21 protein-coding genes are annotated in these 25,836 nt (G+C 67.5%); 11 read left to right on the top strand and 10 right to left on the bottom strand.

Going from position 1 to position 25,836, the window contains the following annotated elements:
* The first annotated feature begins 141 nt into the window (after positions 1 to 141).
* From Sp245p_RS16095 to Sp245p_RS16070, 6 genes are all read left to right on the top strand, one after another.
* Positions 142 to 759, top strand: coding sequence for a hypothetical protein (locus Sp245p_RS16095; RefSeq protein WP_041812250.1), 618 nt, complete (start codon positions 142 to 144; stop codon positions 757 to 759).
* A complete protein-coding gene (locus tag Sp245p_RS16090) occupies positions 752 to 1,552 on the top strand; it encodes a response regulator transcription factor (protein ID WP_040134068.1) in 801 nt (266 codons plus the stop codon). Before Sp245p_RS16095 ends, Sp245p_RS16090 begins: the two co-directional genes overlap by 8 nt.
* Positions 1,533 to 3,164 carry a sensor histidine kinase gene (locus Sp245p_RS16085; protein WP_014197126.1) on the top strand — a complete coding sequence of 544 codons (1,632 nt, stop codon included), beginning with the start codon at positions 1,533 to 1,535 and terminating at the stop codon, positions 3,162 to 3,164. The genes Sp245p_RS16090 and Sp245p_RS16085 overlap by 20 nt, the downstream gene beginning before the upstream one ends.
* 145 nt (positions 3,165 to 3,309) lie before the next feature.
* The gene (locus Sp245p_RS16080; protein ID WP_109138678.1) at positions 3,310 to 5,895 is read left to right on the top strand and encodes a cation:proton antiporter; all 2,586 of its coding nucleotides are present in this window, start codon (positions 3,310 to 3,312) and stop codon (positions 5,893 to 5,895) included.
* 16 nt (positions 5,896 to 5,911) lie between these two features.
* The gene (locus Sp245p_RS16075) at positions 5,912 to 6,823 is read left to right on the top strand and encodes a DMT family transporter (protein ID WP_052584362.1); all 912 of its coding nucleotides are present in this window, start codon (positions 5,912 to 5,914) and stop codon (positions 6,821 to 6,823) included.
* 117 nt (positions 6,824 to 6,940) lie between these two features.
* Complete coding sequence (locus Sp245p_RS16070) at positions 6,941 to 7,339, top strand: hypothetical protein (protein ID WP_014197122.1); 399 nt, start codon at positions 6,941 to 6,943, stop codon at positions 7,337 to 7,339.
* A 16-nt stretch (positions 7,340 to 7,355) separates the two neighbouring features.
* Here Sp245p_RS16070 and Sp245p_RS16065 read toward each other — a convergent pair whose 3' ends face one another.
* The 5 genes from Sp245p_RS16065 to Sp245p_RS16045 form a co-directional block, all read right to left on the bottom strand.
* The gene (locus tag Sp245p_RS16065; RefSeq protein WP_014197121.1) at positions 7,356 to 8,840 is read right to left on the bottom strand and encodes an alkaline phosphatase D family protein; all 1,485 of its coding nucleotides are present in this window, start codon (positions 8,838 to 8,840) and stop codon (positions 7,356 to 7,358) included.
* Between the two features lie 251 nt (positions 8,841 to 9,091).
* The gene (locus Sp245p_RS16060) at positions 9,092 to 9,319 is read right to left on the bottom strand and encodes an anti-sigma factor family protein (protein ID WP_103039101.1); all 228 of its coding nucleotides are present in this window, start codon (positions 9,317 to 9,319) and stop codon (positions 9,092 to 9,094) included.
* A gap of 331 nt (positions 9,320 to 9,650) precedes the next feature.
* The gene (locus Sp245p_RS16055) at positions 9,651 to 10,124 is read right to left on the bottom strand and encodes a sigma-70 family RNA polymerase sigma factor (protein WP_014197118.1); all 474 of its coding nucleotides are present in this window, start codon (positions 10,122 to 10,124) and stop codon (positions 9,651 to 9,653) included.
* A 488-nt stretch (positions 10,125 to 10,612) separates the two neighbouring features.
* Positions 10,613 to 12,094, bottom strand: coding sequence for a RimK family protein (locus Sp245p_RS16050; RefSeq protein WP_014197115.1), 1,482 nt, complete (start codon positions 12,092 to 12,094; stop codon positions 10,613 to 10,615).
* Complete coding sequence (locus tag Sp245p_RS16045) at positions 12,094 to 13,299, bottom strand: GNAT family N-acetyltransferase/peptidase C39 family protein (RefSeq protein WP_211101734.1); 1,206 nt, start codon at positions 13,297 to 13,299, stop codon at positions 12,094 to 12,096. The genes Sp245p_RS16050 and Sp245p_RS16045 overlap by 1 nt, the downstream gene beginning before the upstream one ends.
* Before the next feature lie 301 nt (positions 13,300 to 13,600).
* On the opposite strand from Sp245p_RS16045, the gene Sp245p_RS16040 reads away from it, so the two are divergent.
* From Sp245p_RS16040 to Sp245p_RS16020, 5 genes are all read left to right on the top strand, one after another.
* Complete coding sequence (locus Sp245p_RS16040; protein ID WP_014197112.1) at positions 13,601 to 16,099, top strand: glycogen/starch/alpha-glucan phosphorylase; 2,499 nt, start codon at positions 13,601 to 13,603, stop codon at positions 16,097 to 16,099.
* Positions 16,100 to 16,384: 285 nt separating this feature from the next.
* Complete coding sequence (locus Sp245p_RS16035; protein WP_014197111.1) at positions 16,385 to 17,398, top strand: aspartate-semialdehyde dehydrogenase; 1,014 nt, start codon at positions 16,385 to 16,387, stop codon at positions 17,396 to 17,398.
* 166 nt (positions 17,399 to 17,564) lie between these two features.
* Positions 17,565 to 19,172 carry a peptide chain release factor 3 gene (locus Sp245p_RS16030; protein WP_014197109.1) on the top strand — a complete coding sequence of 536 codons (1,608 nt, stop codon included), beginning with the start codon at positions 17,565 to 17,567 and terminating at the stop codon, positions 19,170 to 19,172.
* A gap of 217 nt (positions 19,173 to 19,389) precedes the next feature.
* Entirely contained in the window at positions 19,390 to 20,967 is a 1,578-nt protein-coding gene (locus tag Sp245p_RS16025; protein ID WP_014197108.1) for a sensor histidine kinase, read from the top strand.
* Positions 20,960 to 21,367, top strand: a complete 408-nt coding sequence (locus Sp245p_RS16020) for a response regulator (protein WP_041812246.1) — start codon at positions 20,960 to 20,962, stop codon at positions 21,365 to 21,367. Before Sp245p_RS16025 ends, Sp245p_RS16020 begins: the two co-directional genes overlap by 8 nt.
* Positions 21,368 to 21,377: 10 nt before the next feature.
* Here the strand turns inward: Sp245p_RS16020 and Sp245p_RS16015 are convergent, their stop codons facing one another.
* Genes Sp245p_RS16015 through Sp245p_RS15995 form a run of 5 tightly spaced genes read right to left on the bottom strand, consistent with a single transcriptional unit; the run spans position 21,378 to position 25,784 of the window.
* A complete protein-coding gene (locus Sp245p_RS16015) occupies positions 21,378 to 22,157 on the bottom strand; it encodes a LamB/YcsF family protein (protein ID WP_041812509.1) in 780 nt (259 codons plus the stop codon).
* Positions 22,154 to 23,239, bottom strand: coding sequence for a 5-oxoprolinase subunit C family protein (locus Sp245p_RS16010; RefSeq protein WP_109138677.1), 1,086 nt, complete (start codon positions 23,237 to 23,239; stop codon positions 22,154 to 22,156). The genes Sp245p_RS16015 and Sp245p_RS16010 overlap by 4 nt, the downstream gene beginning before the upstream one ends.
* Positions 23,236 to 23,958 carry a 5-oxoprolinase subunit PxpB gene (gene pxpB / locus Sp245p_RS16005; protein WP_109138676.1) on the bottom strand — a complete coding sequence of 241 codons (723 nt, stop codon included), beginning with the start codon at positions 23,956 to 23,958 and terminating at the stop codon, positions 23,236 to 23,238. The genes Sp245p_RS16010 and pxpB overlap by 4 nt, the downstream gene beginning before the upstream one ends.
* 11 nt (positions 23,959 to 23,969) lie before the next feature.
* Entirely contained in the window at positions 23,970 to 25,271 is a 1,302-nt protein-coding gene (locus Sp245p_RS16000) for a TRAP transporter large permease (RefSeq protein WP_014197104.1), read from the bottom strand.
* Positions 25,272 to 25,274: 3 nt separating this feature from the next.
* Positions 25,275 to 25,784 carry a TRAP transporter small permease gene (locus Sp245p_RS15995; RefSeq protein WP_014197103.1) on the bottom strand — a complete coding sequence of 170 codons (510 nt, stop codon included), beginning with the start codon at positions 25,782 to 25,784 and terminating at the stop codon, positions 25,275 to 25,277.
* Positions 25,785 to 25,836: the final 52 nt, after the last annotated feature.

The raw sequence follows: 25,836 nt of genomic DNA, 5'->3' as shown, positions 1-25,836 counted from the left end.
GCAAAAAGGGGGTATCAAACAGGGGTTTAACGCCACATTAACCAGACTGGATTGACCTTGATCTCACGGAGGCGGCAAGTGCAGGCAAGGGGCCAGCAACACCGCCCGCGAATTCAACCACGATGCTTGAAAGGCCCGACGATGACGATGACGGGTACCGTATGCGAAGTGGCTGGAACCAATGTCGGAGTGGGGTGCCGGCGGCGGAAGGCGGGCCTTGTGCTGGCGGTTCTTCTGCTGGCCGGGTGCCCCGGCACCACGGTTCCTCCTGAAACGCAGACCGCCGGACCGACCGCCATGGCCGTTCCGGTGCCGAAGACGAAACCTGCTCCTCCGCGCGTCAAGACCGCGGGAAAGGATCAGGCGGCCACGCCGGCGGTGAACGGTCCGGGGACCGGCCCCGCCGCCGAGGTCATCGCCATGGCTGGGACAGAGGTGGCGGGGCTGCCCCCCGTACCGTTCGGCGGCGCCAGCCCGCCCGCCACCCTGTCCCCCGAAACGCTCGTCGGCCTGGACCAAGTCCAGACCCGGCGTCTCCTGGGCACCCCTGCCGCAACGGAAGAGGCGCCACCTGCAAAGGTGTGGCATTACGCTAAGGGCGACTGTTCGCTCAAAGTCTTCTTCTTCATGGACATGACGTCCTCCCAGGACTTCCGTGCCCTTTCCTACGATATGAAGAGCAGCGAAAATGTCCCAGATGTCGATAAACGATGCTTCGCTCAACTCCTTGCCCAAGGCTGGGATGTCCGCAATGACTGAGGCCGCCGTCGCCCGCGTGGCGCTGGTCGATGACGACGACCTGTTCCGCGAATCCCTCAGCCTCAACCTCGCCGACGAGGGGTATGAGGTCATCACCTTCGACCGTGGCGAACCCGCGCTTGACTTCTTCGCCGAGGGCGGTTCGGTGGACATCGTCCTGCTGGACTGGCGCATGCCGAAGATGGACGGCATCGACGTCCTCCGCCAGATGCGCTCCCGCGGCATCGATCTGCCGGTGATCTTCCTCACCGTGCTGTCGGACCAGATTTACGAAGAGGCCGCCCTGGCCGGCGGCGCGCTTGACTTCGTGGAGAAGTCGCGCAGCCTGTCCATCCTCCTGAAGCGCATGCGCCTCATCGTGGACGGCTCCAAGGGCACGCCCGAGGAGGCCGAGGGGCCGAAGGAGTCCGTCTACGCGCTGGGCAACCTCGACCTGCGCCTGGACAACAGCCGCGCCCTGTGGAACGGCAAGCGCATCGACCTGACGCTGACCGAGTTCAACATCGTCAAGCTGATGGCGACCCGTCCGGAAGAGGACGTGTCCTACCGCGAGATCTACGACCTCGTTCATGGCAAGGGCTTCCTGGCCGGCTACGGCCCGTCGGGCTACCGCGCCAACGTCCGCGCCTTCATCAAGCGCATCCGCCAGAAGTTCCGCGTGGTGGACGCCGAGTTCGATTGCATCGAGAACTATCCGGGCTTCGGCTACCGCTGGGGCAACGGCACCGGTGGCACGGGCCGCACGCGCGACGACGACGCGGATGTGATGGCCGATGGCGCTGCTGCCGATTGAGGCCCGCGGGCCTGACGAGGTGCGGGACGGGGCGGAACTCACCAAGGGAGGCTTCTCCATGGCGGGTTTCCCCGGCGGCCGGTTGCGGTGGCTGTGGCACTCGCTGGCCAGCCGGCTGGCGCTGCTGACCATCGTCTTCCTGGCGGTCCCGGTGCTGATCTACGATCAGTTCCAGCGCGCCGACACCACGACGCAGACCCTGTTGCTGCAAAGCGCGCAGCGGCAGGGCGAGCTGATCGCCCGCGCGCTGGAGCCGGACCTGTCCCGTGCCAACCGTGCGGCCCTGCCGCAGCTCGGTCCCATTCTGCGCCGCTTCGCGGATGGGAACACGCGGCTGAAGCTGCTGGTCCGGCCGCGCGCCCTGGCCGGCAACAACCTGATGGGCAGCGACGGCTTCTATTACGTCGCCGCCGCCCCGTCGGTGCCCACCGACGATCTGGACGCCGAGCGGCACCAGCTCCTCGAGCAGGGGGTGCTGGACCGGTTGGGCGCCTCCTGCGCCGGCAATGAACCGTTGGCGTTGCGTCTGCCGCGCTCCTCCGGCGGTTATGAGATCCTGACCTCGGTCACGCCGATCAACACGGCCTTCGGCTGCTGGGCATTGGTGACCAGCCACACCGCCGGCGGCTATCTAGAATCCTCCCTGGGACGTCCCTACTGGAGCACGCCGGTCGTCCAGGCCGCGGCGATGATCTACATTGTCATGGCGGCGCTGGTGATGGCCGTTCTGCTGGGGGTGTGGCGCAACCTGCACCGGTTCGGCGATCTGGCCCGCGACATCGTGTCGGGCGGCATCGGCGAGAGCGGGCAGGGGTCCTTCACCAACCGCAACACCGTGCCGGAGCTGTCCGGGGTGGCCGAGGACTTCGACCGGCTGGTCGATACCCTGCGCGAAAGCGCGCGGTCGCTGCGCCGCGCGGCGGAGGACAACGCCCACGCCTACAAGACGCCCATCGCGGTCATTCGCCAGTCGGTGGAGCCGCTGCGCCGCTCGCTGTCCACCGAGGACAACCGCAGCCAGCGCGCCCTGACCATGATCGAGAAGTCGGTCGACAAGCTCGACGGTCTGGTCTCCTTCGGGCGGCGCATGGACGAGGCCGCCGCCGACCTGCTGGTTCCGCCGCGCCGCCGGGTGGACCTGTCCGATCTGGTCGAGCGCATGGCCGGCGGTTACACCAGCCTGCTCGCCGAACGGCAGCTCCACATGCGCTCGCGCATCGAATCCGGGGTGGTGGTGCGGGCCAGCGACGACATCCTGGAGACCGTCATTGAGAATCTGGTGGAGAACGCCGTCAGCTTCTCCCCGCCGGACGGCACCGTCAGCGTGCGCCTGTCGCGCAACGGCGCCTGGGCGGAGCTGGTGGTCGAGGATGAGGGGCCGGGCGTCGATCCGGCGAACCTGCCGCGCATCTTCGAGCGCTACTTCTCCCAGCGCGAGCCGGGACGGGGCATGCCGGAGGACGCGGCGGCCCAGAACCAGGCCGAGGCGACCCATTTCGGCATCGGCCTGTGGATCGTGCGGCGGAACATCGAGGCGTTCGGCGGCAAGGTCCGCGCCGAGAACCGCTCCACCGGCGGCTTCCGCATGACGGTGACCCTGGCGGTGGCGTAAGACTGTACGTCCCCCTTCGTACGGGTGTGGCCGGACCGTACGTCCGGTCACACGTACGGAACAGCTTTGTCCCTTATCCTGACCTTGCTCCCGCCCCAATCGGGCGATACCGTGCGCCGCGACCCCCCAAGGGCAAGGCAGCCCCATGCACGTCATCGTCATTTATGTCCTCGCGGTTTCCGGCCTTCTGGCGCTGGTCAGCCTGCTTCCGCCACTGGCGGCGCGGCTGCGAGTGCCCTACACGGTGCTGCTGGCCGCCGTGGGTGTGGCGTTGGGGCTGGCGATCCAGACCTTCGCCGGGCAGGGCGGCACCGGCCCCTTCCATGACTTTCTGAATTCCCTGGCCGAGATGGACATCTCGTCCGAGGTGCTGATCTACGTCTTCCTGCCGGTGCTGCTGTTCGAAACGGCGCTGGCGGTGGACGTGCGGCGGCTGTTCGACGACGTGTGGCCGATCCTGCTGATGGCCGTGGTGGCGGTGTTCGTCTGCACCTTCGCCGTCGGCTACGCGCTCAACCTCTTCACCTCGATGGGGTTGGTGGCCTGCCTGCTGCTGGGGGCGATCGTTGCCACCACCGATCCGGCGGCGGTCGTCAGCATCTTCCGCGACCTGGGCGCGCCGCGCCGCCTGACCATGCTGGTCGAGGGCGAGAGCCTGCTGAACGACGCCGCGGCCATCGCGCTGTTCACGCTTCTGCTCGGTATGCTGACCCGCAACGCCCATGGCGGGGCGACCGAGGCGGCGATGGAGTTCCTGCGCGACTTCGCCGGCGGCGTGGCGACCGGTTATGTCTGTGGGCGCGTGGTCTGCATGATCGTCGAACCGGTGCGCGACCAGCCGATGGCCGAGATCACGCTGACCGTGGCGCTCGCCTATCTCAGCTATGTGCTGGCGGAGCATTACGTCGGCGCGTCGGGGGTCGTGGCGGTGGTCACGGCAGCGCTGGTGGTCGGCTCGGTGGGGCGTACGCGCATCTCCCCGGCGACATGGGGGGCGCTGGAGCATGTCTGGAAACAGCTCGGCTTCTGGGCGAACTCGCTGATCTTCCTGATGACGGCGCTTCTGGTGCCGCGCCTGCTGGGCGGCATCGGCTGGAGCGACGTCGGGCTGGTGCTGGTCGTGGTCGGGGCGGCGACGGTGGCGCGCGCTCTGGTGCTGTTCGGCCTGCTGCCGCTGCTGTCCGGCGCCGGTCTGGCCCAGCGGGTCAGCCACGCCTACAAGACGGTGATGCTGTGGGGCGGCCTGCGCGGCGCGGTGTCGCTGACTCTGGCTCTCGCCGTCACGGAGAACGGCCGTGTGCCAGACCGGGTCCAGGGCTTTGTCGCCGTGCTGGTCACCGGATTCGTCTTCTACACCCTGTTCATCAACGGCACGACGCTGCGCGCCGTCATCAACCTGCTGGGTCTCAACAAGCTGTCGCCGGTCGAACACGCCATGCGCAACCGCGCGCTCGCTTTGTCGCTGGCTGGCGTGCGCGAGCGGGTGGAGGGGCTGGCACACCGCTACGAGGTCGACGAGCAGGCTGTCGGCTCCATCGTGTCGCAATACAGCGACCGGCTCGATGCCATCGTCCGGGAACGGTCGACCGAGGCGCCGCTGAACAACGAAGACCGCGTGACCATCGGCCTCGTCATCCTGGTGAACCGCGAGGAGGAGCTGTATTACGAGCACTTCCGCGAGGGCATCCTGTCGCGCGGGGTGGCGGAACTGCTGAACCGCCGGACGGGACGTCTGCTCGATGCCGTGAAGGCCCAGGGACGCGCCGGTTACCGCGCCTTCGAAGAGCCCTTCATCTCCTTCACGCCTTGGATGCGGGTCGCCAGCCTGCTGCACCGCCGGCTGGGCATCCACGCGCCGCTGGCCCGCCGGCTCGCCTTCCGCTTCGAGATTCTTCTGGGCGTGCGCACCGTGCAGCGCGAGCTTCTGGAGTTCATCAACGACAAGGTCGGCCAAGTGCTGGGCACCGACGTCGCTTGCGAGCTGGAAGGGATCCTGACCGTCCGCCTCGCCATGGTCGAGCAGGCCCTGGCGGCGCTGAAGCTTCAGTATCCCGACTACGCGCTGATCCTGCAGAGCCGCTACGTCAGCCGCGCCGCCCTGCGGCTGGAGGAGGCGGATTACCGGGCGCTCTTCGCCGAATCGATCATCAGCCAGGAAATCCTGAGCGACCTGCAACGCGATCTGGACGACCGCCGCCGCGCGCTCGACGCCCTGCCGAAGCTCGATCTGCGGCTGGATCTGATGGACCTTGTGGGGCGGGTGCCGCTGTTCGAGGGGCTGGAGGGCGACCGCCTGCGCGGCATCGCCACCCTGTTGAAGCCGCGGCTGGTCCTGCCCGGGGAGACCATCGTCCGGCGCGGCGAGCGCGGCGACGCCATGTTCTTCATCGCGTCCGGCGCCGTCGAGGTGCTGGTTCCGGGTCTGGACGAGCCGGTCCAACTCGGCACCGGGGAGGTGTTCGGCGAGATGGCCCTGCTGACCCGCCAGCGGCGCAACGCCGATGTGCGTGCGATGGGCTATTGCCAACTGCTGGTCCTGGATGTGAGAGACTTCCATCGGCTGGTGAAGAAGGACGCAAGCCTGCGCGCCCATCTCCAGTCGGTGGCCGAGGCGCGGCGCAACCCGCCGCCGAAGCCGGCCGAGGCCGTTCAGGAGGTTGTGACCCCGGTGGCGGACCTGCCTGCTGTGGTCGAGGCCCCTGCCGCCGAAAGCGCGCAGGCACGGGGATAGGAGACGACGAGAGACGATGACCGTGCAAGCGACCACCGCCGCCGCGGGCGGGCGGCCCGATTGGGTGCGCCTGATGCCGGGCGTCTTCGTCCTGCTGTGGAGCACCGGGTTCATCGGCGCCAAATACGGCCTTCCCTACGCGGAGCCGCTGACCTTCCTGCTGGTGCGGCTGGGGCTGGTGGCGGTGATCCTCGGCCTCGTCGCCCTGGTCACCGGCGCGCCCTGGCCAAAAAGCTGGGCCGAGGCCGGGCGGATCGCGCTGGCCGGACTGCTGGTGCACGGCGTCTATCTGACCGGCGTGTTCTGCGCCATCGCTAAGGGCATGCCGGCGGGGGTGACCGCTCTGATCGTCGGCATCCAGCCGTTGCTGACCGCCGCCCTTTCCGGCCCGCTGTTGGGCGAGCGGGTGACCGGACGGCAATGGGTGGGGTTCCTGATGGGGCTGGCCGGAGTCGGGCTGGTGGTGGGCGAGAAGCTCCACTTCGACTCCGCCGACGCGCTGGGCATCGGGCTGGCGCTGGCCGCCCTGCTGGGCATCACATTCGGCACGCTCTACCAGAAGCGCCACGGCACGGCGATGGACCTGCGCAGCGGTGCCGCCATCCAGTACGCCGCGACCGCTGCGGTGCTGGCGGTGCTGGCCCCGCTGTTCGAGACGATGCGCATCGACTGGACCGGCGAATTCGTCTTCGCCCTGCTGTGGCTCAGCTTCGTGCTGTCGGTGGGAGCGATCTTCCTGCTGTTCCTGTTGATCCGGCGCGGTGCGGCGGCGCGCGTGGCGAGCCTGTTCTATCTGGTCCCGCCGGTGACGGCGGTGATCGCCTGGGCGATGTTCGGGGAGCGGCTGGGACTGCTGGCCCTGTCCGGCATGGCGCTGGCGGTCGCCGGGGTCGCCCTGGTCAATCGCAGTGCCAAGCGCGCGGCCTGACGCCGTGCGCATTGCCTCGGCGGGGCGCTCCGACTATGCTTTCCCGCACCGGCAAAAGATCCGGCGGCGTCCGCTGGTTCAATCACGCTTCGGCAAACCACATCGGAAGTGAGTGTCATGGACGGCCTGGAGCCCATCTCGCTCGATGACAACCAGACCCTGCAGGCCATCGGCATCCTGGCCGATGTCCTGGACGGGGTGGACGGCCCCGGCGGGCTGGACACGGTCCTGGTTTCCAAGGCGCTGCGGCAGGTGATCGCCACCAAGTCCCAGCCGGCCTTCGAGTTCGCCACCCGCGCCTTCAACACGCTCGATGCTGACGTGCGCCGTCAGGTGGCGGAGACCGCCGATCAGGCGGCCCACGATTCGGTCGAGCTGCGCGCGCGCGTCGGCGGCTTCCTGGCGACCTCGGCCAAGGCGCCGGGGGCCGGCGGCCCGGCCACACCGGCGCAGGCCACCAGCTTCCTCAACGCGCTCAATCTGCGCAACCGCCGCCGCTCGCCGCAGTCGGAGTGAGCCGGCTCGACTCTGGTCAGATCACCTGGGTGTAGCGGTTTGGCTGGCCCTCGGCGGACCAGCGGGCATGGATTTGCCCCTTGCCGTCGAAGATCAGCGACAGCCAGTTGCGCTGCCGGATGATGCGCTTGCCCGACTCAGGAAAAGCCGGCATTTCGAAGACATAGCCGTTGGGCAGGGTTTCCTTGCGGCCGGCCAGCCATTCCAACGCGAAGGCGGTGGCCTTGGCGGGCGGCGGATGGACGACCCCCGACGCGATGAGCTGCCAGATCTCCACGCCGCCGCCGCGCAGCACGGCCCGAGCGCCCGCGTGGATTTCGCCCGATACGGACGTTACCCGGCACCCGGTGCGCCGTGAGAATTCCGCCAGCAGGCCGATCAGGCGCAGCCACTCCTCGGCGTGGGCCGGGCTGCGCCACTGGTCGCGCAGATCGTCCTCGATCCCGACGCGGACGGGCGACAGGCCGACCGCCCGCTCCATCACGCCGGTGTCGAGGTAGAGCAGCGGCACGCTGGACATCAGGATCAGGTGGCGGCAACCCTTGAAGCGTTCCAGCCACTCCGGCAGGGCCTCCCACACCCGGTCCGACAGAACGCGGCGGGGCGTGCGGTCGCTGCGCATGTCCAGCGCCAGGACGCCGACGTCGCCGAGCCGGAACCCCTGGCTGAAGGAGTCCATGGGCGCCCCCCACACGCATTCCGGCTGGGCGCCCTCCATGGCGGCCAGTTGGAACAGCGAGAAGTGGCGGCGGGCGGCCGCGTAGACGCCGCGCCAAGCCGGGGACATCATCTCCTCGTCCGGGTGGGAGCCCCATCCATCGAAGATGTCGTGGTCGTCCCACATCATCACCGAGGGAATTCGGGCGGTCACCGCCGCGGTTTCCGGCTGGCCCCAGACCCGCAGATAGAGGTCGAAGTAGAAGTCCGCCGCCTCCTCCGCCATCGCGGGGGTGAAGGGCTCGTCCAGGCGGGCGGCGTCGGTCCGCTTCTTCCAGGCGCTGAGCAGCGGCGGCTTGCGCCACACCGCGTCGGCGTAGAGCTGGTCGCCGCCCTGCAGCAGCAGGTGGAAGCGTTCGCTCTCGTGGCGGCGGCGCAGGTCACCCCACAAGGCGTTGCGCGGCGCGTCCAGCCCGGCGATCTTCTCCTCGTCCTCCGCCCCGTTGCAGGAGACGTAGGCGATCCGCGGCGGCGAGGCGCGCCCCGGAACGGTCACCGCCCAGGTGTCCCCCGGCGAGGCCCCGTCGGTGAAACCATAGGCGGCCTCGACATCGCGGGCGCCGCGCGGAATCGCGAAATCGAATCGCCAGACATGCCGGTTTCCCCATTGGGCGAGGTGGCGGGGCGGAACGGGCAGGGTCACGCCGTCCACCCGCAGATCGTAGGGTTCGGCGTCGCCGTCCAGAACGAAGAGGGCGGACAGCCACCAGCGGTCGCCTTGCTCTCCCCGGAAATAAAGGACGGGACCCAGAATGATGTTCGGTGCCGGCCTGCCGCGCGCCATGGACGCTGTTTATCCTCTTCGTTCCCGCCGGTCTGGGCGCCCATGGCCCAGCTTCCGTTTCTGCGGCTCCTGTTTATGGGAAAAGCCGCCGGTCTGTAAAAGGGGCAAGCGTCGATCCGAAGGGGGAAGCCGCGTGAAAATGCGGGAGAACGCCCCGCGCCGGTGGGAACACCGGGGCGCGGGCAAAAAAAGCGGGCGCCCGGGTCGTCCGGTCGCCCCTCATGTGACGATGGAACGCGGAAATCGGGTGGCTAGTCCTTGCGGCGTTGCCTCAGCAGTTCGAGCATGCGCGCCGGTACCGGCTCTTCCAGCACGGGATCGTAAAGGCGGTGAAGCTCGTCCACATGGCTTCTGTGGAAGGTCACCACGGCCTTCGCGTCGGCGTCGTCCTCTACGGACTGCTCGAACTCCTGACGCTCCTTATCGTCCAAGGCACCGTCAAGATATGCGTTGATATGGTTCATCGTCACACGCTTCATATCTTTTGATCCCGGAACGTCTCCGGAGGCCATCCCCCTGAGACGGAAACGATCCGCGACGCAGAGTTCAATATAGTGCGGCGGGCACGGCGTCGGGAGTGGTGACTTACCTCTTCTTATGGGGATGACGCGGATACCGCCAAATGGGTGGCAAAGCGTATCCGATCGGTCCCCGTGGATGTTCGGCCACTCCGCAGCAGCCATACTCGTTTCACACGCGGAATGTAACAGCCGCTCCCATCGGTTGTTCCGGCGCCGGATTGTCCGATGCGATGGAAGAATCAACCTGTTGTACGGTTGCCATACCCCGCGGCGCATTCCCTGCCGCGCCCTAGGCGGCCATCAGGTTGTTCAGCCGCTCGCGGGCCCGGCACAGGCGGGACCGGATGGTGCCGATGGAGACGTTCAGCTTCTCCGCGGCCTCCTGATAGGGGCGGCCTTCGATGGCGACCAACTTGACGACCTTGCGCTGGCTGGGGGTCAGGGCGCCAAAGGCGCGGTCCACGTCGCGGAAGACCAGCCGGGCGATCTGCGATGCCTCGACCGACATGGCGCCGTCCCAGAGTTCGACCTTGGTGACGTGCTTTTCACGCTGGAGGTTGTTGAAATGCAGATTTTTCAGCATCGTGGTCAACCAAGCCTGCATGTTGGTGCCGGGCTCGAAACGATGCTGGCGGGACAGAGCGCGGGCAAGACAGTCCTGGGTGAGATCCTCGGCGGCGCTGACGTCGCGCGTCAACTTGCAAGCATAACGCTGCAGGTTCGGCATGCAACGGATCAGTTCGGCTTCGAAACAATACGCCATTGTTGCTCTTCCTCCAGCTTCTCTTCATTCGGCGGGGCTGCCGGTCCGTGGTGACGGCGCCCCCGTCCCGAGAGTTCAGTTCGCGGGATTCCGACTCCCGAGGCTTCGGTTGGGAGACGATCCCTCTTTCGACGCGCCCTTTTTCGACGCGTGGTCCCTTCCGGCGCCGGTCCTGTGGCCGTGCCGGTTTTTGCGATTCGTGTCTGTGGTTTAGAATGCGGTGGTGCTGCCTAGCAGTGTCCGGGTGTCGGTCCGGCGCAGCACAATGAGCAGTTCGTCGTCATCAACGGTCTCCCGCTCTCCAGCCTGGGCAACTCCAAAGCGTTGATGCGCTTCGGTGTTGCTCCCGTTCGTGGTGACGTTGATTTCATAACGCGGTGGGAAGAGGCTTGTTCCCCGGCGGCCACAGCCGAAAACATCTTAGGAGGAGAAGTGTTTGGAATGTGGGGGTCATCCAAACGGATGGTGGAACTGCCCGAAGGGAAGAATCAGGGTCCAGAGCCGGGCTTGCGCGGCCGCGATTCCAGGCGGCGCAGGAATTCGCCCATGATGAGGCGGTACAGACCGTCCTTCAGCTTGGCGTCCTCGACGCCGAGGTCGATGCTGGGGTTGTCGTTGATCTCGATGACAAAGACGCCGCGCTCGTTCTGCTTCACGTCCACGCCGTAGAGCCCGTCGCCGATCAATCCCGCCGCCTTCACGGCGGTCTCGATGACCTCGCGCGGCGCCTCCTCGACGGCCATCGTGCGTGCGGAGCCCTGCTCGGCGCGGCCGTTGCCGCCGTGCTTGACGATCTGCCAGTGCTTCTTCGCCATCAGATACTGGCAGACATAGATCGGCTGCCGGTTCAGCACGCCGACGCGCCAGTCGAACTCCGTGTACATGAACTCCTGGGCCAGGATCACGTCGGACTGCTCGAACAGGCTTTCCGCCGTCGCGTCCAGCTCGCTGCGGGTCTGCACCTTGAGGACGCCGCGGGAAAAGGAGCCGTCCGGAATCTTGAGGACGATGGGGTAGGGGATCTCCTGGTCCAGCGTCGCCAGCCCGCGCTTGTCGAAGATCACCGTCTTCGGCGCCGGGATGCGGTTGGCGCGCAGCAGCTCGGCCAGATAGACCTTGTTGGTGCATTTCAGGATCGAGTTCGGATCGTCGATCACCGGCATGCCTTCCGTCGCCGCCTTCTTGGCGAAGCGGTAGGTGTGGTGGTCGAGATTCGTCGTTTCGCGGATGAACAGCGCGTCGAACTCGGCGAGGCGGGCATAGTCCTTCTTCTCGATCAGCTCGACAGCGATGCCCAGGCTTTCCCCGGCCTTGACGAATTTCTGGAGCGCGCGCGGGCTGGAGGGAGGAAGCTCCTCCTTCGGGTTGTGCAGGATGGCCAGCGTGTAGCGCGGCGGCGCCTTGGCCGCGGGCTCGCGCCAGGAAGTCCGGGTGTAGGCATCGAGCGCCGCCTGGAACAGCGCCTCCTGGTCGGGCCGAAGGTCGGCCAGCGACAGCGGCTCCAGGGCGTGGATGGTCCAGCCCTCCTTCAGCCGCACCTGAACCTTCAGCAGGGGACAGCGAAACAGGTCGAAGATCGTCCGGGCGATGTCCTGGAACCGGGCGTCGTCGGCGTGGCCGAAGAAGAGGGTGAGGTTGAAGGACGCTTCCGGCGGCTGGTCCATCCGCTTGATCGCCTTGCGCAGCGCCTCCTCCACCTCGGCCAGCTGGGCGCGGTAGAAGGTCTTCTGCGACAGGTCCAGGATGGTCCGGACGGAGGGGATCACCCGCTCGCCGCGCGCCTCCGCCAGCAGCGAGACGTAGTAGCCGGTGCCCAGATAGCGGTAGCTGCGCGACAGGTTCAGCACCCGCGCGCCGCGCGGCGCCTGCTCCGGGTGGGCGATGTAGTCGCGGGCGCTGATCACCGGCAGCCCGTCCTTCGCCCATTTCACGTCCGCCCGGCGGTCGACGACCAGAAGATGCGCGGGCATCAGTCGGCGGACCCATCAGCAACCCCATCGGCAGCCCGATCAGAGGACTGGGGGCGGAGGAGAAGGGCGGCCTTCAACTGGGCCTTGCCGTAGCGGGCCATGCGCTCGAAGTCGGCTTTCGGGATCGGCATGTTCATCCGGTCGATGTGAGCGTGGTGACGATCGTACACAAGCGGATCATGAACATAGAGAAAGCGGTCGTCGGCACCGGTCACGACGACCCAATGCGGAAATTTTTCGTGATAGATCCGGTAGGAGCTGATGAGCACGATGGGGATGGCCCCGCCCGCCACCGCGTCGGCCATGTCCTGGGCGCTCAGGGTGTTGTGGCGGACGGTGGCGCCGCTGCCCTCCAGCTCGTCGAGGAAGTCCTCGTGCACGATGCGCATGACCTCCTTCTTCTCGTCGCTGCGCACGCTGTCCAGGAAGGGTGTGGCGTTGTCCTTGATGTGGATGTCCACGGCGAAGCCGCGCCGCGCCGCCGCCAGCGCCAGCCCGAAGGGGCCGCAGCCGCCATGGCCGGAGGTCATGAAGACGGTCGTCGATTCCCGCCACAACCGGATCTCCAGCTTCCGCCCCAGCTCGATCTCCGTGGGCTTCAGCGCCTTCATCGCCATCATCAGCGCCGACGGGCCGCAGGTGAAGTCCAGGGTCTGCTGGTAGTAGGGGACCAGAGGCCCGCCCAGCGGCGCGCTGGGGCCGCTGTGGCCGAGGCGCTTCTCCAGCCGCAGCGCCTCCATATGGTCTTCATAATAGTCGGTGTAGACGCCGAACTCGCGGTAGCCGGCCTTCTTGTAGAGGTCGATCGCGGCGGCGTTGTCGCGCCGCACCTCCAGCCGCAGGTAGATGCAGTCCCGCGAGCGGGCCGCCTGCTCCGCCGCGGCCAGCAGCCGCTTGGCGACGCCCTGGCCGCGGTGGCCGGAATCGACGGCGAAGGAGTAGAGCCGGGCGAGCGACGTGCCGGAATGGAAGGACACCAGCGCGTAGCCGACGACCGCGCCGCTGTGGACTTCCACAAGTCCAGTGGCCTTGGCTTTCGTGAGCAAATATTGAAAACTACGTCGGGTCAGGCGGTCGGTGGCGAAACACCGCTCCTCGATGGCCAGCAGAGCGGGGATGTCCGCCGGCTGGGCCTGACGGAGCAGGATGGTGGCGTCGCCGGGCAGGTCCTGACGGGAGTCCGCAGATACGGTATTGTCGAGCATCGGGAGGTTCAAAGAGGCTGACACGGACGCCATCTTACTCCCTCCAGCGGGGCTTCGCAGCGATTACCGAGCTTCGGTGCGCCGCGGGGATGGTTTCCATTTTGGCACAGCGCGTGTGGCACAAGGGCAAGTCTTGGCTGTTGCTCTGGACGAACGGCCTAGCCAATTCGGCAGGCCTATTCGACTGGTTGGCGCAGCGACTTAAACGTTGCTTAACCATGGACCCCGGAAACTGCCGCCGATGGAAGACCGGCTGAATAACCGCCGCTCCAGTTGGCCCTGGAAAGAAGAAAGTCAAGACATGGACGCTCGGTATAAGTCCCGCGAGATCGAACGCCGCAGTCTGGATGTCGACGGGCTGAAGCGCTCGTTTCTGGAGTGGCTGGTTTATTCCGTCGGCAAGGACGCGCGGGCGGCGACCCGGCGCGACTGGTTCCACACCGTTGCGCTCGCCGTGCGCGACCGCCTCGTGGACCGCTGGATGGACACGACGCGGACCTATTACCAGCAGGACGCCAAGCGCGTTTACTACCTATCGCTGGAATTCCTGATCGGCCGCTTGCTGACCAACAGCCTCGCCAACCTCGGCATCACCGACCAGTGCCGTCAGGCGCTCGACCGCATCGGCCTGAACCTCGACGACGTGGTGGAGGCTGAGCCGGACGCGGCACTCGGCAACGGCGGCCTCGGCCGTCTGGCCGCCTGCTTCCTCGACAGCATGGCGTCGGAAGCGCTGCCCGGCTACGGCTACGGCATCCGCTACGAGTTCGGCCTGTTCGAGCAGCGCTTCGAGCATGGCTGGCAGGTCGAGTATCCGGAGCAGTGGCTGCAATTCGGCAACCCGTGGGAATTCCCGCGTCCGGAGGTGCTGTACCCCGTACAGTTCTATGGCCGCGTCGAGGAGTTCCGGGATTCGGTGGGCGAGCGCGCCTACCGCTGGGTCGACGCCGAGCGCGTGCTGGCCATGGCCTACGACACGCCGGTGGTTGGCTACGGCGGCGACACGATCAACACGCTGCGCCTGTGGTCGGCCCGCGCCACCCGCGACTTCAACTTCGGCCACTTCAACGACGGCGCCTACATGAAGGCGGTCGAGCAGAAGGTGCTGACCGAAAACCTCAGCCGCGTCCTCTACCCGAACGACGCGACGGAGGGCGGCAAGGAGTTGCGGCTGAAGCAGGAGTATTTCTTCACCTCCGCCTCGCTGCAGGACATCCTGCGCCGCTATCTGCAGCATCATTCCAACTTCGACAGCCTGCCGGACAAGGCGGCGATCCAGCTCAACGACACGCACCCGGCCATCGGCATCGCCGAGCTGATGCGGCTGCTGGTGGACCAGCACGGCGTGACCTGGGACAAGGCGTGGGACATCACCCGCGCGACCTTCTCCTACACCAACCACACGCTGCTTCCGGAGGCGCTGGAGGCGTGGCCGGTGCGCATGATGGAGCGCGTGCTGCCGCGCCACATGCAGATCATCTACGAGATCAACGCCAAGTTCCTCAACCGCTCCAAGGCGCGGGCGGCGGGCGACAACGGGCGGCTGTCCCGCCTGTCGCTGATCGACGAGCGCGGCGACCGCCGGGTGCGCATGGGCAATCTGGCCTTCCTCGGCTCGCACAAGGTCAACGGCGTGTCGGCCCTGCACACCGAGCTGATGAAGCAGACCGTCTTCGCCGACTTCCACGCGGAGTTCCCGGAGCGCATCAACAACAAGACCAACGGCATCACCCCGCGCCGCTGGCTGCATCAGGCGAACCAGCCGCTGGCCGCGCTGATCACCAGCCGCATCGGCAACGGCTGGATCAAGGACCTCAGCCAGATCAGCGCGCTGGCCGAGAAGGCCGACGATCTGGTCTTCCGCGAGGAGTTCCGCCGCGCCAAGCGCAAGAACAAGAAGCGGCTGGCCGCCTACATCGCGCGCCAGACCGGGGTGGACGTGCAGGTCGACAGCCTGTTCGACGTGCAGGTCAAGCGCATGCACGAGTACAAGCGGCAGCTCCTGAACATCCTCCAGGCGATCGCGCTGTACAACGAGATGCGCGACAACCCGACCGTGTCCTGGGTGCCGGTGACCAAGATCTTCGCCGGCAAGGCGGCGCCGAGCTATCACATGGCCAAGCTCATCATCAAGCTCATCAACGATGTGGCGAAGGTGGTGAACCATGACCCGTCGGTGCACGACAACCTGAAGATCGTGCTGCTGCCGAACTACAACGTCACCGCGGCGGAGATCATCATGCCGGCGGCCGACCTGTCGGAGCAGATCTCCACCGCGGGCATGGAGGCGTCGGGCACCGGCAACATGAAGCTGGCGCTCAACGGCGCGCTGACCATCGGCACGCTGGACGGCGCCAACGTCGAGATCCGCGAGCATGTGGGCGATGACAACATCTTCATCTTCGGCCTGACCGCCGAGGAGGTGAACGACCTGCGGGCCAGCGGCGGCTTCAACCCGCGCGACGTCATCGCGTCGAACCCCAGCCTGAAGCGGGCGCTGGACATGATCTCCACCGGCGTCTTCTCGCCGGACGATCCCCACCGCTACCACCCGATCCTCCAGGCGCTGACCGACGGTGGCGACCATTTCCTGGTGACGGCGGACTTCTCCGACTATTGCCAGGCGCAGCAGGCGGCGATGGACCTCTACCGTGACCAGGAGGAATGGACGCGCAAGGCCATCCTGAACACGGCCAACATGGGCTGGTTCTCCTCCGACCGCACCATCATGGAGTACGCGACGGAGATCTGGGACGTGCATCCCGTGAAGCCGGAGCATCCCGCCGAAACCGAGACCTGACGCGGTCTTGTCCGGAGCCTGACAAAAATTGCGGCGCGAAGGCGCGGGCGCTTTACAAGCCCCGCGCCTTTCGTTTATCTAGCAAGTTATGAATCGCTCGCTCGCCATCACCACCACCACTACCAAAACGACCCGCTCCGGCGGGCCGTCGGACGGTGGCGTGCGTTGATCGAGTAAGACGCTTCACCCACCACGAAGGCCCCGCCGGACACGGACGGGGCCTTGGTGCATCTGGGGCCGCCGTCCACGCTCGATCCGGGCAAGACCAAAGGACGGACCACACCCATGAGCACCTCTTCCCCTTCTCCCCGCCGCGTTGCCATCGTTGGTGCCACGGGCGCCGTCGGCCGCGAGATGGTCGATGTTCTTCACCGCCGTTCGTTCCCGGTTGCGGAACTCGGCCTGTTCGCGTCGGAGCGCAGCGCCGGCCGGACCGTCGAGACCCCGTTCGGCGAGAAGACCCTCGTGGCGTTCGACGTCGAGAAGGTGAAGGGTTACGACATCGTCCTGCTCGCCGTGTCCGGTGATTTTGCCAAGGAGCACGCGCCGGCCATCGCCGCGGGCGGGGCGCTGGTGATCGACAACTCCTCGGCCTTCCGCTACGACGACAACGTCCCGCTGATCGTTCCCGAGATCAACGCCCACGCCATGGGCGATGCCAAGCTGATCGCGAATCCCAACTGCACGACCGCCATCGCCGTCGTGGCGCTCGGCCCGCTGCACAAGGCCTTCGGCCTGAAGCGCGTGATCGTCTCCACCTATCAGGCGACCAGTGGCGCCGGTGCGGAGGGCATGGCCGAGCTTGAGGAGCAGACCCGCAACCAGCTCGACGGCAAGCCGGTCGTCAACAGCGTGTTCCGCCACCCGATCCCCTTCAACCTGATCCCCCAGATCGACGCCTTCCAGGAGAACGGCTACACGAAGGAGGAGATGAAGGTGACCTGGGAGACCCGGAAGATCCTGGAGATCCCGGACCTGCCGGTGAGCTGCACGGCGGTGCGCATCCCGACCTACCGCGCCCACTCCGAGGCGATCACGGTCGAGACGCTGTCCCCGGTCACCCCGGACGCCGCCCGCGCCGTCCTGGCCGACGCGCCGGGCGTGGTGGTGAAGGACGTGCCGGCGGACGGCGTCTACCCGATGCCGCTGAACGCCACCGGCCAGTTCGACGTCGAGGTGGGCCGCATCCGCACCAGCCTGATCTTCGGCGACCATGGCCTGGACCTGTTCGTCTGCGGCGACCAGCTGCTGAAGGGTGCGGCGCTGAACGCCGTGCAGATCGCCGAGCTGAGCCTGTAAGGCACACCGGAATCCTTCATCCTTCCTTCCTTTCGGTGGGAGGGATGAAGGCTGGAATGGGCCGGTCTTCGCTGCTATCTATACGTCCGAACGAAGAGGGCCGTGGGGCGTTCCGCCTCCCGGCCCTCTTCGCCGTTGTCTGCACCGCTGAGTTACGGGAACGCGCATGTCCGAGCTTCTGGACGCTGTTTCCCGGCGTCGAACCTTCGCGATCATCGCGCACCCCGACGCCGGCAAGACCACCCTCACCGAAAAGCTGCTGCTGTTCGGCGGCGCCATTCAGATGGCCGGCGCCGTGAAGGCCCGCGGCGAGCAGCGCCGCGCCAAGTCGGACTGGATGAAGGTGGAGCGCGAGCGCGGCATCTCCGTGACCGCCTCCGTCATGACCTTCGATTACGAAGGGCGCACCTTCAACCTGCTGGACACGCCGGGCCACGAGGACTTCTCGGAGGACACCTACCGGACGCTGACCGCGGTGGACAGCGCCGTCATGGTGATCGACGGCGCGAAGGGCATCGAGAGCCAGACCTTGAAGCTGTTCGAGGTCTGCCGCCTGCGCGATGTGCCGATCATCACCTTCTGCAACAAGATGGACCGCGAGGCCCGCGACCCCTTCGACCTCATTTCCGAGATTGAAAGTTCGCTGGCGCTGGAGGTCACCCCGGCGAGCTGGCCCATCGGCATGGGTCGCGACTTCCTGGGCTGCTACGACCTGATCCGCGACCGCCTGATCCTGATGGATCGCACCAAGGGCGATGAGATCGACGACGGCATCGAATGCAACGGCCTCGACGACCCGCGCCTCGACGAGCTTCTGCCGGCCCACGCCGTGGCGAAGCTGCGCGAGGAGGTGGAGATGGCCCGCGGGCTGATGCCGCCCTTCGACCTGGAGGCCTACCGCGCCGGCCACCTGACCCCGATCTATTTCGGCTCGGCGATCAACAACTTCGGCGTGCGCGAGCTTCTCCAGGGCCTCGCCGAGAACGCCCCGCCGCCGCGCCCGCAGCCGGCGGAGCAGCGCTCGGTGCAGCCGGACGAGGGCAAGTTCAGCGGCTTCGTGTTCAAGGTCCAGGCCAACATGGACCCCAACCACCGCGACCGCATCGCCTTCGTGCGCATCTGCTCCGGCAAGTTCAAGCGCGGGGCCAAGCTGAAGCATGTCCGTTCGGGCAAGCTGATGGCGGTCAACAACGCCGTGCTGTTCCTGGCCCGCGACCGCGAGCTGGCGGAAGAGGCGTGGCCCGGCGACATCATGGGCATCCCCAACCATGGCAGCTTGCGCATCGGCGACACGCTGACCGAGGGCGAGGACCTGCGCTTCACCGGCGTGCCGAGCTTCGCGCCGGAATTGCTGCAGCGCGTCCGGCTGGAAGACCCGATGCGCGTGAAGCACCTGCGCAAGGCGCTGGAGCATTTCGCGGAGGAGGGCGCCTCCCAGGTGTTCAAGCCGCTGACCGGGGCGGACTGGGTGGTCGGCGTGGTCGGTCAACTTCAGTTCGAGGTGCTGGCCGCCCGCATCGAGGCGGAATACGGCCTCGCCGCCCGCTTCGAAGGGGCGGGGGTGGACGCCGCCCGCTGGATCGAGACGGACGACGAGGACCAGCTCAAGAAGTTCCTCGACCTCAACCGTTCGGCGGCGGCGGAGGACCATGACGGGGCGCTGGTGTTCCTGGCCCGCAACGCCTGGCACCTGAACCGCACGCAGGAGGATTTCCCGGCCCTGCGCTTCCTGAAGACCCGCGAGCAAAACCGCAAGGTGCACACCGCGGCGTAACGCGCATCCAGAACCATGCGGAACGCGCTGACCATTGGCTGGCATCGCGTTCCGCGTGTTGCTCCGCCCCTCTGATTCGAGTAGCGTTCGCTGATGCAGCCTCCGCGGCATGGTGCCGCAAGGCGTTGTGCTTCAAGGTTTCGGGGCGAGATCAGAGAAACGACGGAATTTCTGGACCCGGCTGGACCGTGGCCGGAGACCGAAAAAGAGGGGCGGCATGTTCGGTGGCGTGGAAGCCTTCTTCGACACCAGCGCGTACTTGCCTCACGGCGTGTGCCTGTTCTGGCGTCCGGAGATCCTGACCCTGCACATCGTGTCCGATGTGCTGACTGGCTTGTCCTATTATTCGATCCCGGTGGCGCTGCTTTACTTCGTCGTGAAGCGCCGCGACGTGGCCTTCACCTGGATCGTCTGGCTGTTCGCCGCCTTCATTCTGGCCTGTGGCACGACGCATTTCTTCAGTCTGTGGACCTTGTGGTACCCCGACTACGCCGTGGAAGGCATCGTCAAGGCGCTGACGGCGATGGTGTCGGTGCTGACCGCCGTCGCCTTGTGGGTGCAGATGCCCAAGGCCCTCGCTCTGCCCAGCGCCACGCAACTCGCCGACGCCAACGGAGCCCTTCAGCGCGAGATCGAGATCCGGCGTCAGGCCGAGCTGCGCTACGCCAGCTTTTTCAACAATCTGGCGGAGGGGCTGTTCGTCGTCACGGTCACGCCGGATGGAGATTTCGCCTTCGACACGCTGAACCCCGCCCACGCGCGGGCGACGGGGATCGACCCGGAGACCATCCGCGGCCGGCTGGTCCGCGAGGCCGTTCCGCAGGAAACCGCCGAGGCGGTGATCGAACGCTACAGCGCCTGCGTCGCCGTGGGTGGCCCGATCGATTACGAGGAGACGCTGGACCTTCCGGTCGGGCGGCGCACGTGGCACACCGTCCTGGTGCCGGTGCGCGGCGAGGATGGGCGGGTGGTCCAGATCCTGGGCAGCTCCCGCGACATCACCGACCGCAAGAGGCTTCAGGAGGAGCTGGTCCAGACCTCCAAGCTGGCGACGCTGGGCACGCTCGCCGCCGGCATGGCCCATGAGATGAGCCAGCCCCTGAACATCATCCGGATCTGGGCCGAGAACGCCCTGTCCCGCCTGCGCGACGGCGACACCGACACCGCGCGCCTGGACAAGGTGCTGACCATCATGTCGGAACAGGCGGAGCGCATGGGCCGCATCATCGACCATATGCGCACCTTCAGCCGCCGCGACGGCGCCACCCAGCGCTTCGACCCCGCGGCCAGCGTCCGCTCCGCCGTCGAACTGGTGTCCAACCAGTTCGCCTTGGAGAACATCGAGGTCGTGAGCGACGTCCCGGCCATCGACTGCGTCACGCGCGGCCGTCCCCTGCAACTGGAGCAGGTGCTGGTCAATCTGCTGTCCAACGCGCGCGACGCCATCCTGGAATGGCGCGCCGACCCCGACGGGTCACCCGCCGCCGGGCGGATCGCGGTGAACATGCGTTGCGACATGACCGCCGGGCGGGCCGTCATCACCATCACCGACGACGGCGGAGGCATCGATTCGGACATCCTGCCACGCATCTTCGATCCCTTTTTCACGACCAAGGAGGTTGGAAAGGGGTCTGGCCTCGGCCTGTCCATCGGCTATGGCATCATCGATTCCATGGGCGGGCGGATCGACGCGGCGAACGTGACCCACGAGAACGGAAGCCGCGGCGTCGGCTTCACCATCACCGTGCCGGTGTCCCATCCCTCCGTTCAGGACGTGGAGCGCGCTCATGCCTGACCCCGTCACCGCTCCTTTGCATGTCCTGGTGGCCGAGGACGAATCCCTCGCCGCCATGGCGCTGGAGGATTTCCTGTCCCGCAAGGGATACCGCGTGACCCTGGCCCAGGACGGGCAGGAGGGGCTGGAGCGCTACAGCGCCGACCCCGCCGACCTCGTCATCACCGATCTGCGCATGCCGCGGATGGACGGCCGCGCCCTGATCCGCGAGCTTCGGATCAGGGCCGCCGGGCTGCCGATCCTGGTGATGACCGGATTCCTGTCGATGGAGGCGGGGGAGGACGACCTGACCTCCGACCGCTGGCAGCCGCTTGTGGTGCTGCGCAAACCGGTCAGCCCGCAGGTCATCCTGGACACGCTCGCCAGCCTCGCCCAGGCGGCGAAGCTGCGGCCCGCATGATCGCCGACCGTTAGAAACGGTCGCGCAATTCCGGAAGGGGGACGATGCGGACCCCCTTGGCCTCCAGCGTGCGGCGCAGGTTGCCCGCCATGGCGACGGCGCTCGGCTCGTCGCCGTGGACGCAGACGGAATGGACGGTGCAGGGGATGCGCGTGCCGGTGACCGACAGGATCACGCCCTCCTCCAGCATGCGCAGGACGTTGGCGGCCGCCACGTCCGGGTCGTGGACCATCGCGCCGGGCTGGCCGCGCGGCACGAGGTTGCCGTTGTCGTCGTAGGCGCGGTCGGCGAAGACCTCCTCCGCCGTGGGCAGGCCCAGCGTCCGCCCGGCCCGCGCCATTTCCGACCCGGCGGTGGCGAGATAGATCAGGTTGGGATCGACGCCCTTGATTGCCCGTCCGATCGCCAGCGCCAGCCCCTCGTCCACCGCCGCCATGTTGTTCAGCGCGCCGTGCGCCTTCACATGGGTGACCGAACCGCCGGCGGTGGCGGCGATGCCCATCAGCGCGCCGATCTGGTAGGCGACCATCGCCTCGACCTCCGCCGCCGACATCCGCAGGGGGCGGCGCCCGAACCCCTGAAGGTCGGGGTAGGAGGGGTGGGCGCCCAGGCTGACGCCCTTCGCCACCGCGTTCCGAACGGTCCGCGTCATCACCAGCGGGTCGCCCGCATGGAACCCGCAGGCGATGTTGGCGGACGCGACGATGCCGAGCATGGAGTCGTCGTCGCCGATGTCGTAGGCGCCGAAGCCCTCGCCCAGGTCGGCGTTCAGGTTCACGGTGATGGTCATGGTGCCCTCCCGCACATCTCTTCTCGGTTCAGGATGTCGCCGTTGCCGTTGACGATGTCGACGACCCCGGACACGAGGTTTTCCGCGTAGAGCGCCTCCAGATCGACGCCGCCCGCCGGGCGCACCGGACGGATGGCGCGGACCCAGGCGGCGATGGTCTGTTCCTGGCGCCGCCGGATGGCCTCCGCCTCCTCCACCGTGACGGCGCGGAAGCTGAGGGCGCCGCCGGGGCTCAGCCGGCCGACGCGGGGCAGATCGGCGGAGATCACCGTGGCGATCTTGGCGTAGCCGCCCGCCGTCTGGTGGTCGTTCAGCAGAAGGATCGGCTGACCGTTGCCCGGCACCTGGATGGAGCCGGTGACCAGCCCGTCCGACGGAATGTCGGCGGAGCCGGTGTGGGCGAGCGTCGGCCCGTCGAGCCGCAGGCCCATGCGGTCGGCGTCCTTGCCGACGCGGTAGGTCGCCGACAGGAAGGTCTCCACCGCCGCCGCCGTGAAGCGGTCCTCCTGCGGGCCGAGCACCACCCGCACCGGCCCGCTGCCATAGTCCGGCGGCTCCGGCAGCTCCACGTCGGTGCCCGGCGGGGCGTCGTTGCGGTTGAGCGGCAGGCGCCCCCCGTCGCCCAGCGGCTTGCCGCCGAGCGGTCCGATGCCGGCGCGCACGTAGGTGGACAGGCTGCCCAGGAAGGGTTCCAGAGCGAAGCCGCCGGCCACTGCCAGATAGGCGACCGCCGCCCCGGAGACGGCGCCCAGCTTCAGCACGTCGCCGCGCGCCAGCGTGTGGCTGCGGTGGGGTTCCAGCGCTTGGGGCGATTCCCCTTCGCGCTCCAGGCTCAGCGCCATGGGGCCGACGACGGCGACCCGGACTCCGTCGGCCTCCACCTTCAGAGCGGGCCCAAGCAGGGCGATCTCCACCCCCGCCGTGCCCACCGGGTTGCCGACCAGCGCGTTGGCGAGGCGCAGGGCGATGGGATCCAGCGCGCCGGCCACCGGCATGCCGAGTTCCTGATGGCCGAAGCGGCCGAGGTCCTGGATGGTGGCGAACAACCCCGGCCGGACGATGGTGAGGCAGGGGGCGCTCATGGCGCGGCCCTCAGCGTGTCGGGATCGAAGCGGCCCGCCGCGGCCTCAGCCGACAGGGCGTCGAAACGGGCGCGGTCCACCGCCTCGAACCGCACCCGGTCGCCGGCGGCGAGCAGGACCGGCGAGGGGCGGGCGCCGTCGTAGAGCGGAACCGGGCAGCGCCCGATCAGGTGCCAGCCGCCGGGGCTTTCCCACGGATAGACCGTGGTCAGCCGCCCGGCGGTGGCGACGGAGCCCGCCGGCACGCGGACCCGCGGCTCGCTGCGCCGTGGCTTCTCCAACTCCGCCGGCAGGTCACCCATGTAGGCGAAGCCCGGCATGAAGCCCAGCATGTAGACGAAATACTCGGTCGATCCGTGGAGGTCGATCAGCCGTTCTGCCGACAGGCCGAGCGAGGCGGACAGCTCCGCGAGGTCCGGTCCCAACTCCGCGTCGTAGCAGACGGGCAGCCGCCACAGGCTGCCTTCGGCCGGCGCGTCCCCGGCGTGGGCCAGTTCCGCCTCGACCGCAGCCTGGACCTCCCGGCGGCTGGTCACCGCCGGGTCGTAGACCACCTGGAGCGAGCGGAAGGTCGGCACCGTCTCCACCAGACCCGGCGGCGCGGCGGTCTTCAGCCGGGCGTGCAGGGCCATGACGCGGGCGTTGGTCGGGCGGTCGATGCCCTCGCCGAACTCCACGTTGAAGGCCGTGTCGCCCGCCGTGGTGAAACGGACGTCCATGATGCCGCTCCTCACCCGATCATCAGCGAGGGCAGCCACGACACCATGCCCGGGAATATCCAAAGCAGAGCCACCATGACGATCATCATCAGGAAGAAGGGCAGGCTGGCCTTGGCAATGGTGAAGATGTTCTTGCCCGTCATCGACTGCAGGACGAACAGGTTGAAGCCCACCGGCGGGGTGATCTGGGCCATCTCCACCACGATGATGATGTAGATGCCGAACCACAAAAGGTCGATCCCGGCGTTCTGCACCATCGGCAGAATGACCGAGGTGGTCAGCACGACCATCGAGATGCCGTCGAGGAAGCAGCCCATCACGATGAAGAACAGCGTCAGCACCACCAGCAGCGACGCGGTGGTGAGCTGCATGGAGGTGATCCATTCCGCCAGCAGGCGCGGAATGCCGGTGTAGCCCATGGCCACCGTCAGGAAGGCCGCCCCAGCCAGGATGAAGCCGATCATGCAGGAGGTGTGGGCCGCGCCCATCACGCTGTCGCGGAAGGTCGCCCAGCTCATCGTGCCGGTGACCAGCGCCAGCAGCAGCGATCCCAGGACGCCGATGCCCGCGGCCTCGGTCGGCGTGGCGATGCCCGCGTAGATGGAGCCGAGCACGCCGGCGATCAGCAGCATGACGGGAATCAGCGACCCGGTGTCGCGTATCTTCTCCATGAGGCTCTGGCGCGCCTCCCGCGGCGGCACGCGGTCGGGATTGAGCAGGGACCAGCCACCCACATAGAGCATGAACAGGCCGGTCAGCACGATGCCCGGAATGACGCCGGCGATGAACAGCCGGGCGATGGACACATCCGCCGCCACGCCATAGACGATCATGATGATCGAGGGCGGAATCAGCAGGCCCAGCGTGCCGGCGCCGGCCAGCGAGCCGACGATCATCATCGGGTCGTAGCCGCGACGGGTCAGTTCCGGGATGGTCATCCGCCCGATGGTCGCGGCGGTCGCGGCGGAGGAACCGGAGACGGCGGCGAAGATCGTGCAGCCGACGATGTTGACGTGCATCAGCCGTCCGGGCAGCCAGCCCGTCCATGGCGCCAGCCCCTTGAACATGTCCGACGAGATTCGCGTTCGGAACAGGATCTCGCCCATCCAGATGAACAGGGGCAGGGCGGTCAGGGTCCAGCTCGTGCTGGCGCCCCAGATGTTGGTCGCCATGACCATGCCGACAGGGCGGGTGGTGAACAGCGCCATGGCGACGAAGCCGACACCGGCGAGCGCCAGCGCCACCCAGATGCCGGTTCCCAGCATCAGGAGCATCGTCACCACGACGACAATGGAAGCGGTCGTCTGGTCCATCGGTCAGCCCTCGCTCTGCATGCCGGCGCTTTGGTAGGACGCCTCGCGTCCCTGGATCACCGCCAGCAGGTCGTCGAGGAAGGCGATCACCAGGATCACCAGCCCGACGCCCATGGCGGCCTGCGGAATCCACAGTGGGATGGGCAGAACGCCCTGTCCCAGATCGCCGAAATCGTAGGAATCGTAGGTCATGCGCAGCCAGAACCACGCGAAATAGCCGCTGAGCGCCGTGCCGAAGCCGAGGCAGACCAGTTCCACGACACGCCGGGGGCCGCCGCGCAGCCGGTCGACCAGGACGCCGACGCGGATGTGCGCGCCGCGGCGCAGCGCCGGACCGAGCATGAGGAAGAAGGAGGCGGCCATGCAGTAGCCGGCCAACTCGTCGGCTCCCGGCACCATGCGGCTGGCCAGCCGGGCGAAGACCTGGGACACGATCAGCACGGCGATCAGCACCAGGAACACCGCGCCCAGGATCTCGGCGGCGCGGTAAAGGAAGGTCAATGCGGTGCGCATGGCGCGACCACCTCCGGGTAGGGCGGGCGGGGAGTGTCTTTTTTTGGGGTAG

Source organism: Azospirillum baldaniorum (assembly GCF_003119195.2).
Lineage (GTDB): Bacteria > Pseudomonadota > Alphaproteobacteria > Azospirillales > Azospirillaceae > Azospirillum > Azospirillum baldaniorum.
This window is presented reverse-complemented; position numbering and strand designations above follow the sequence as displayed.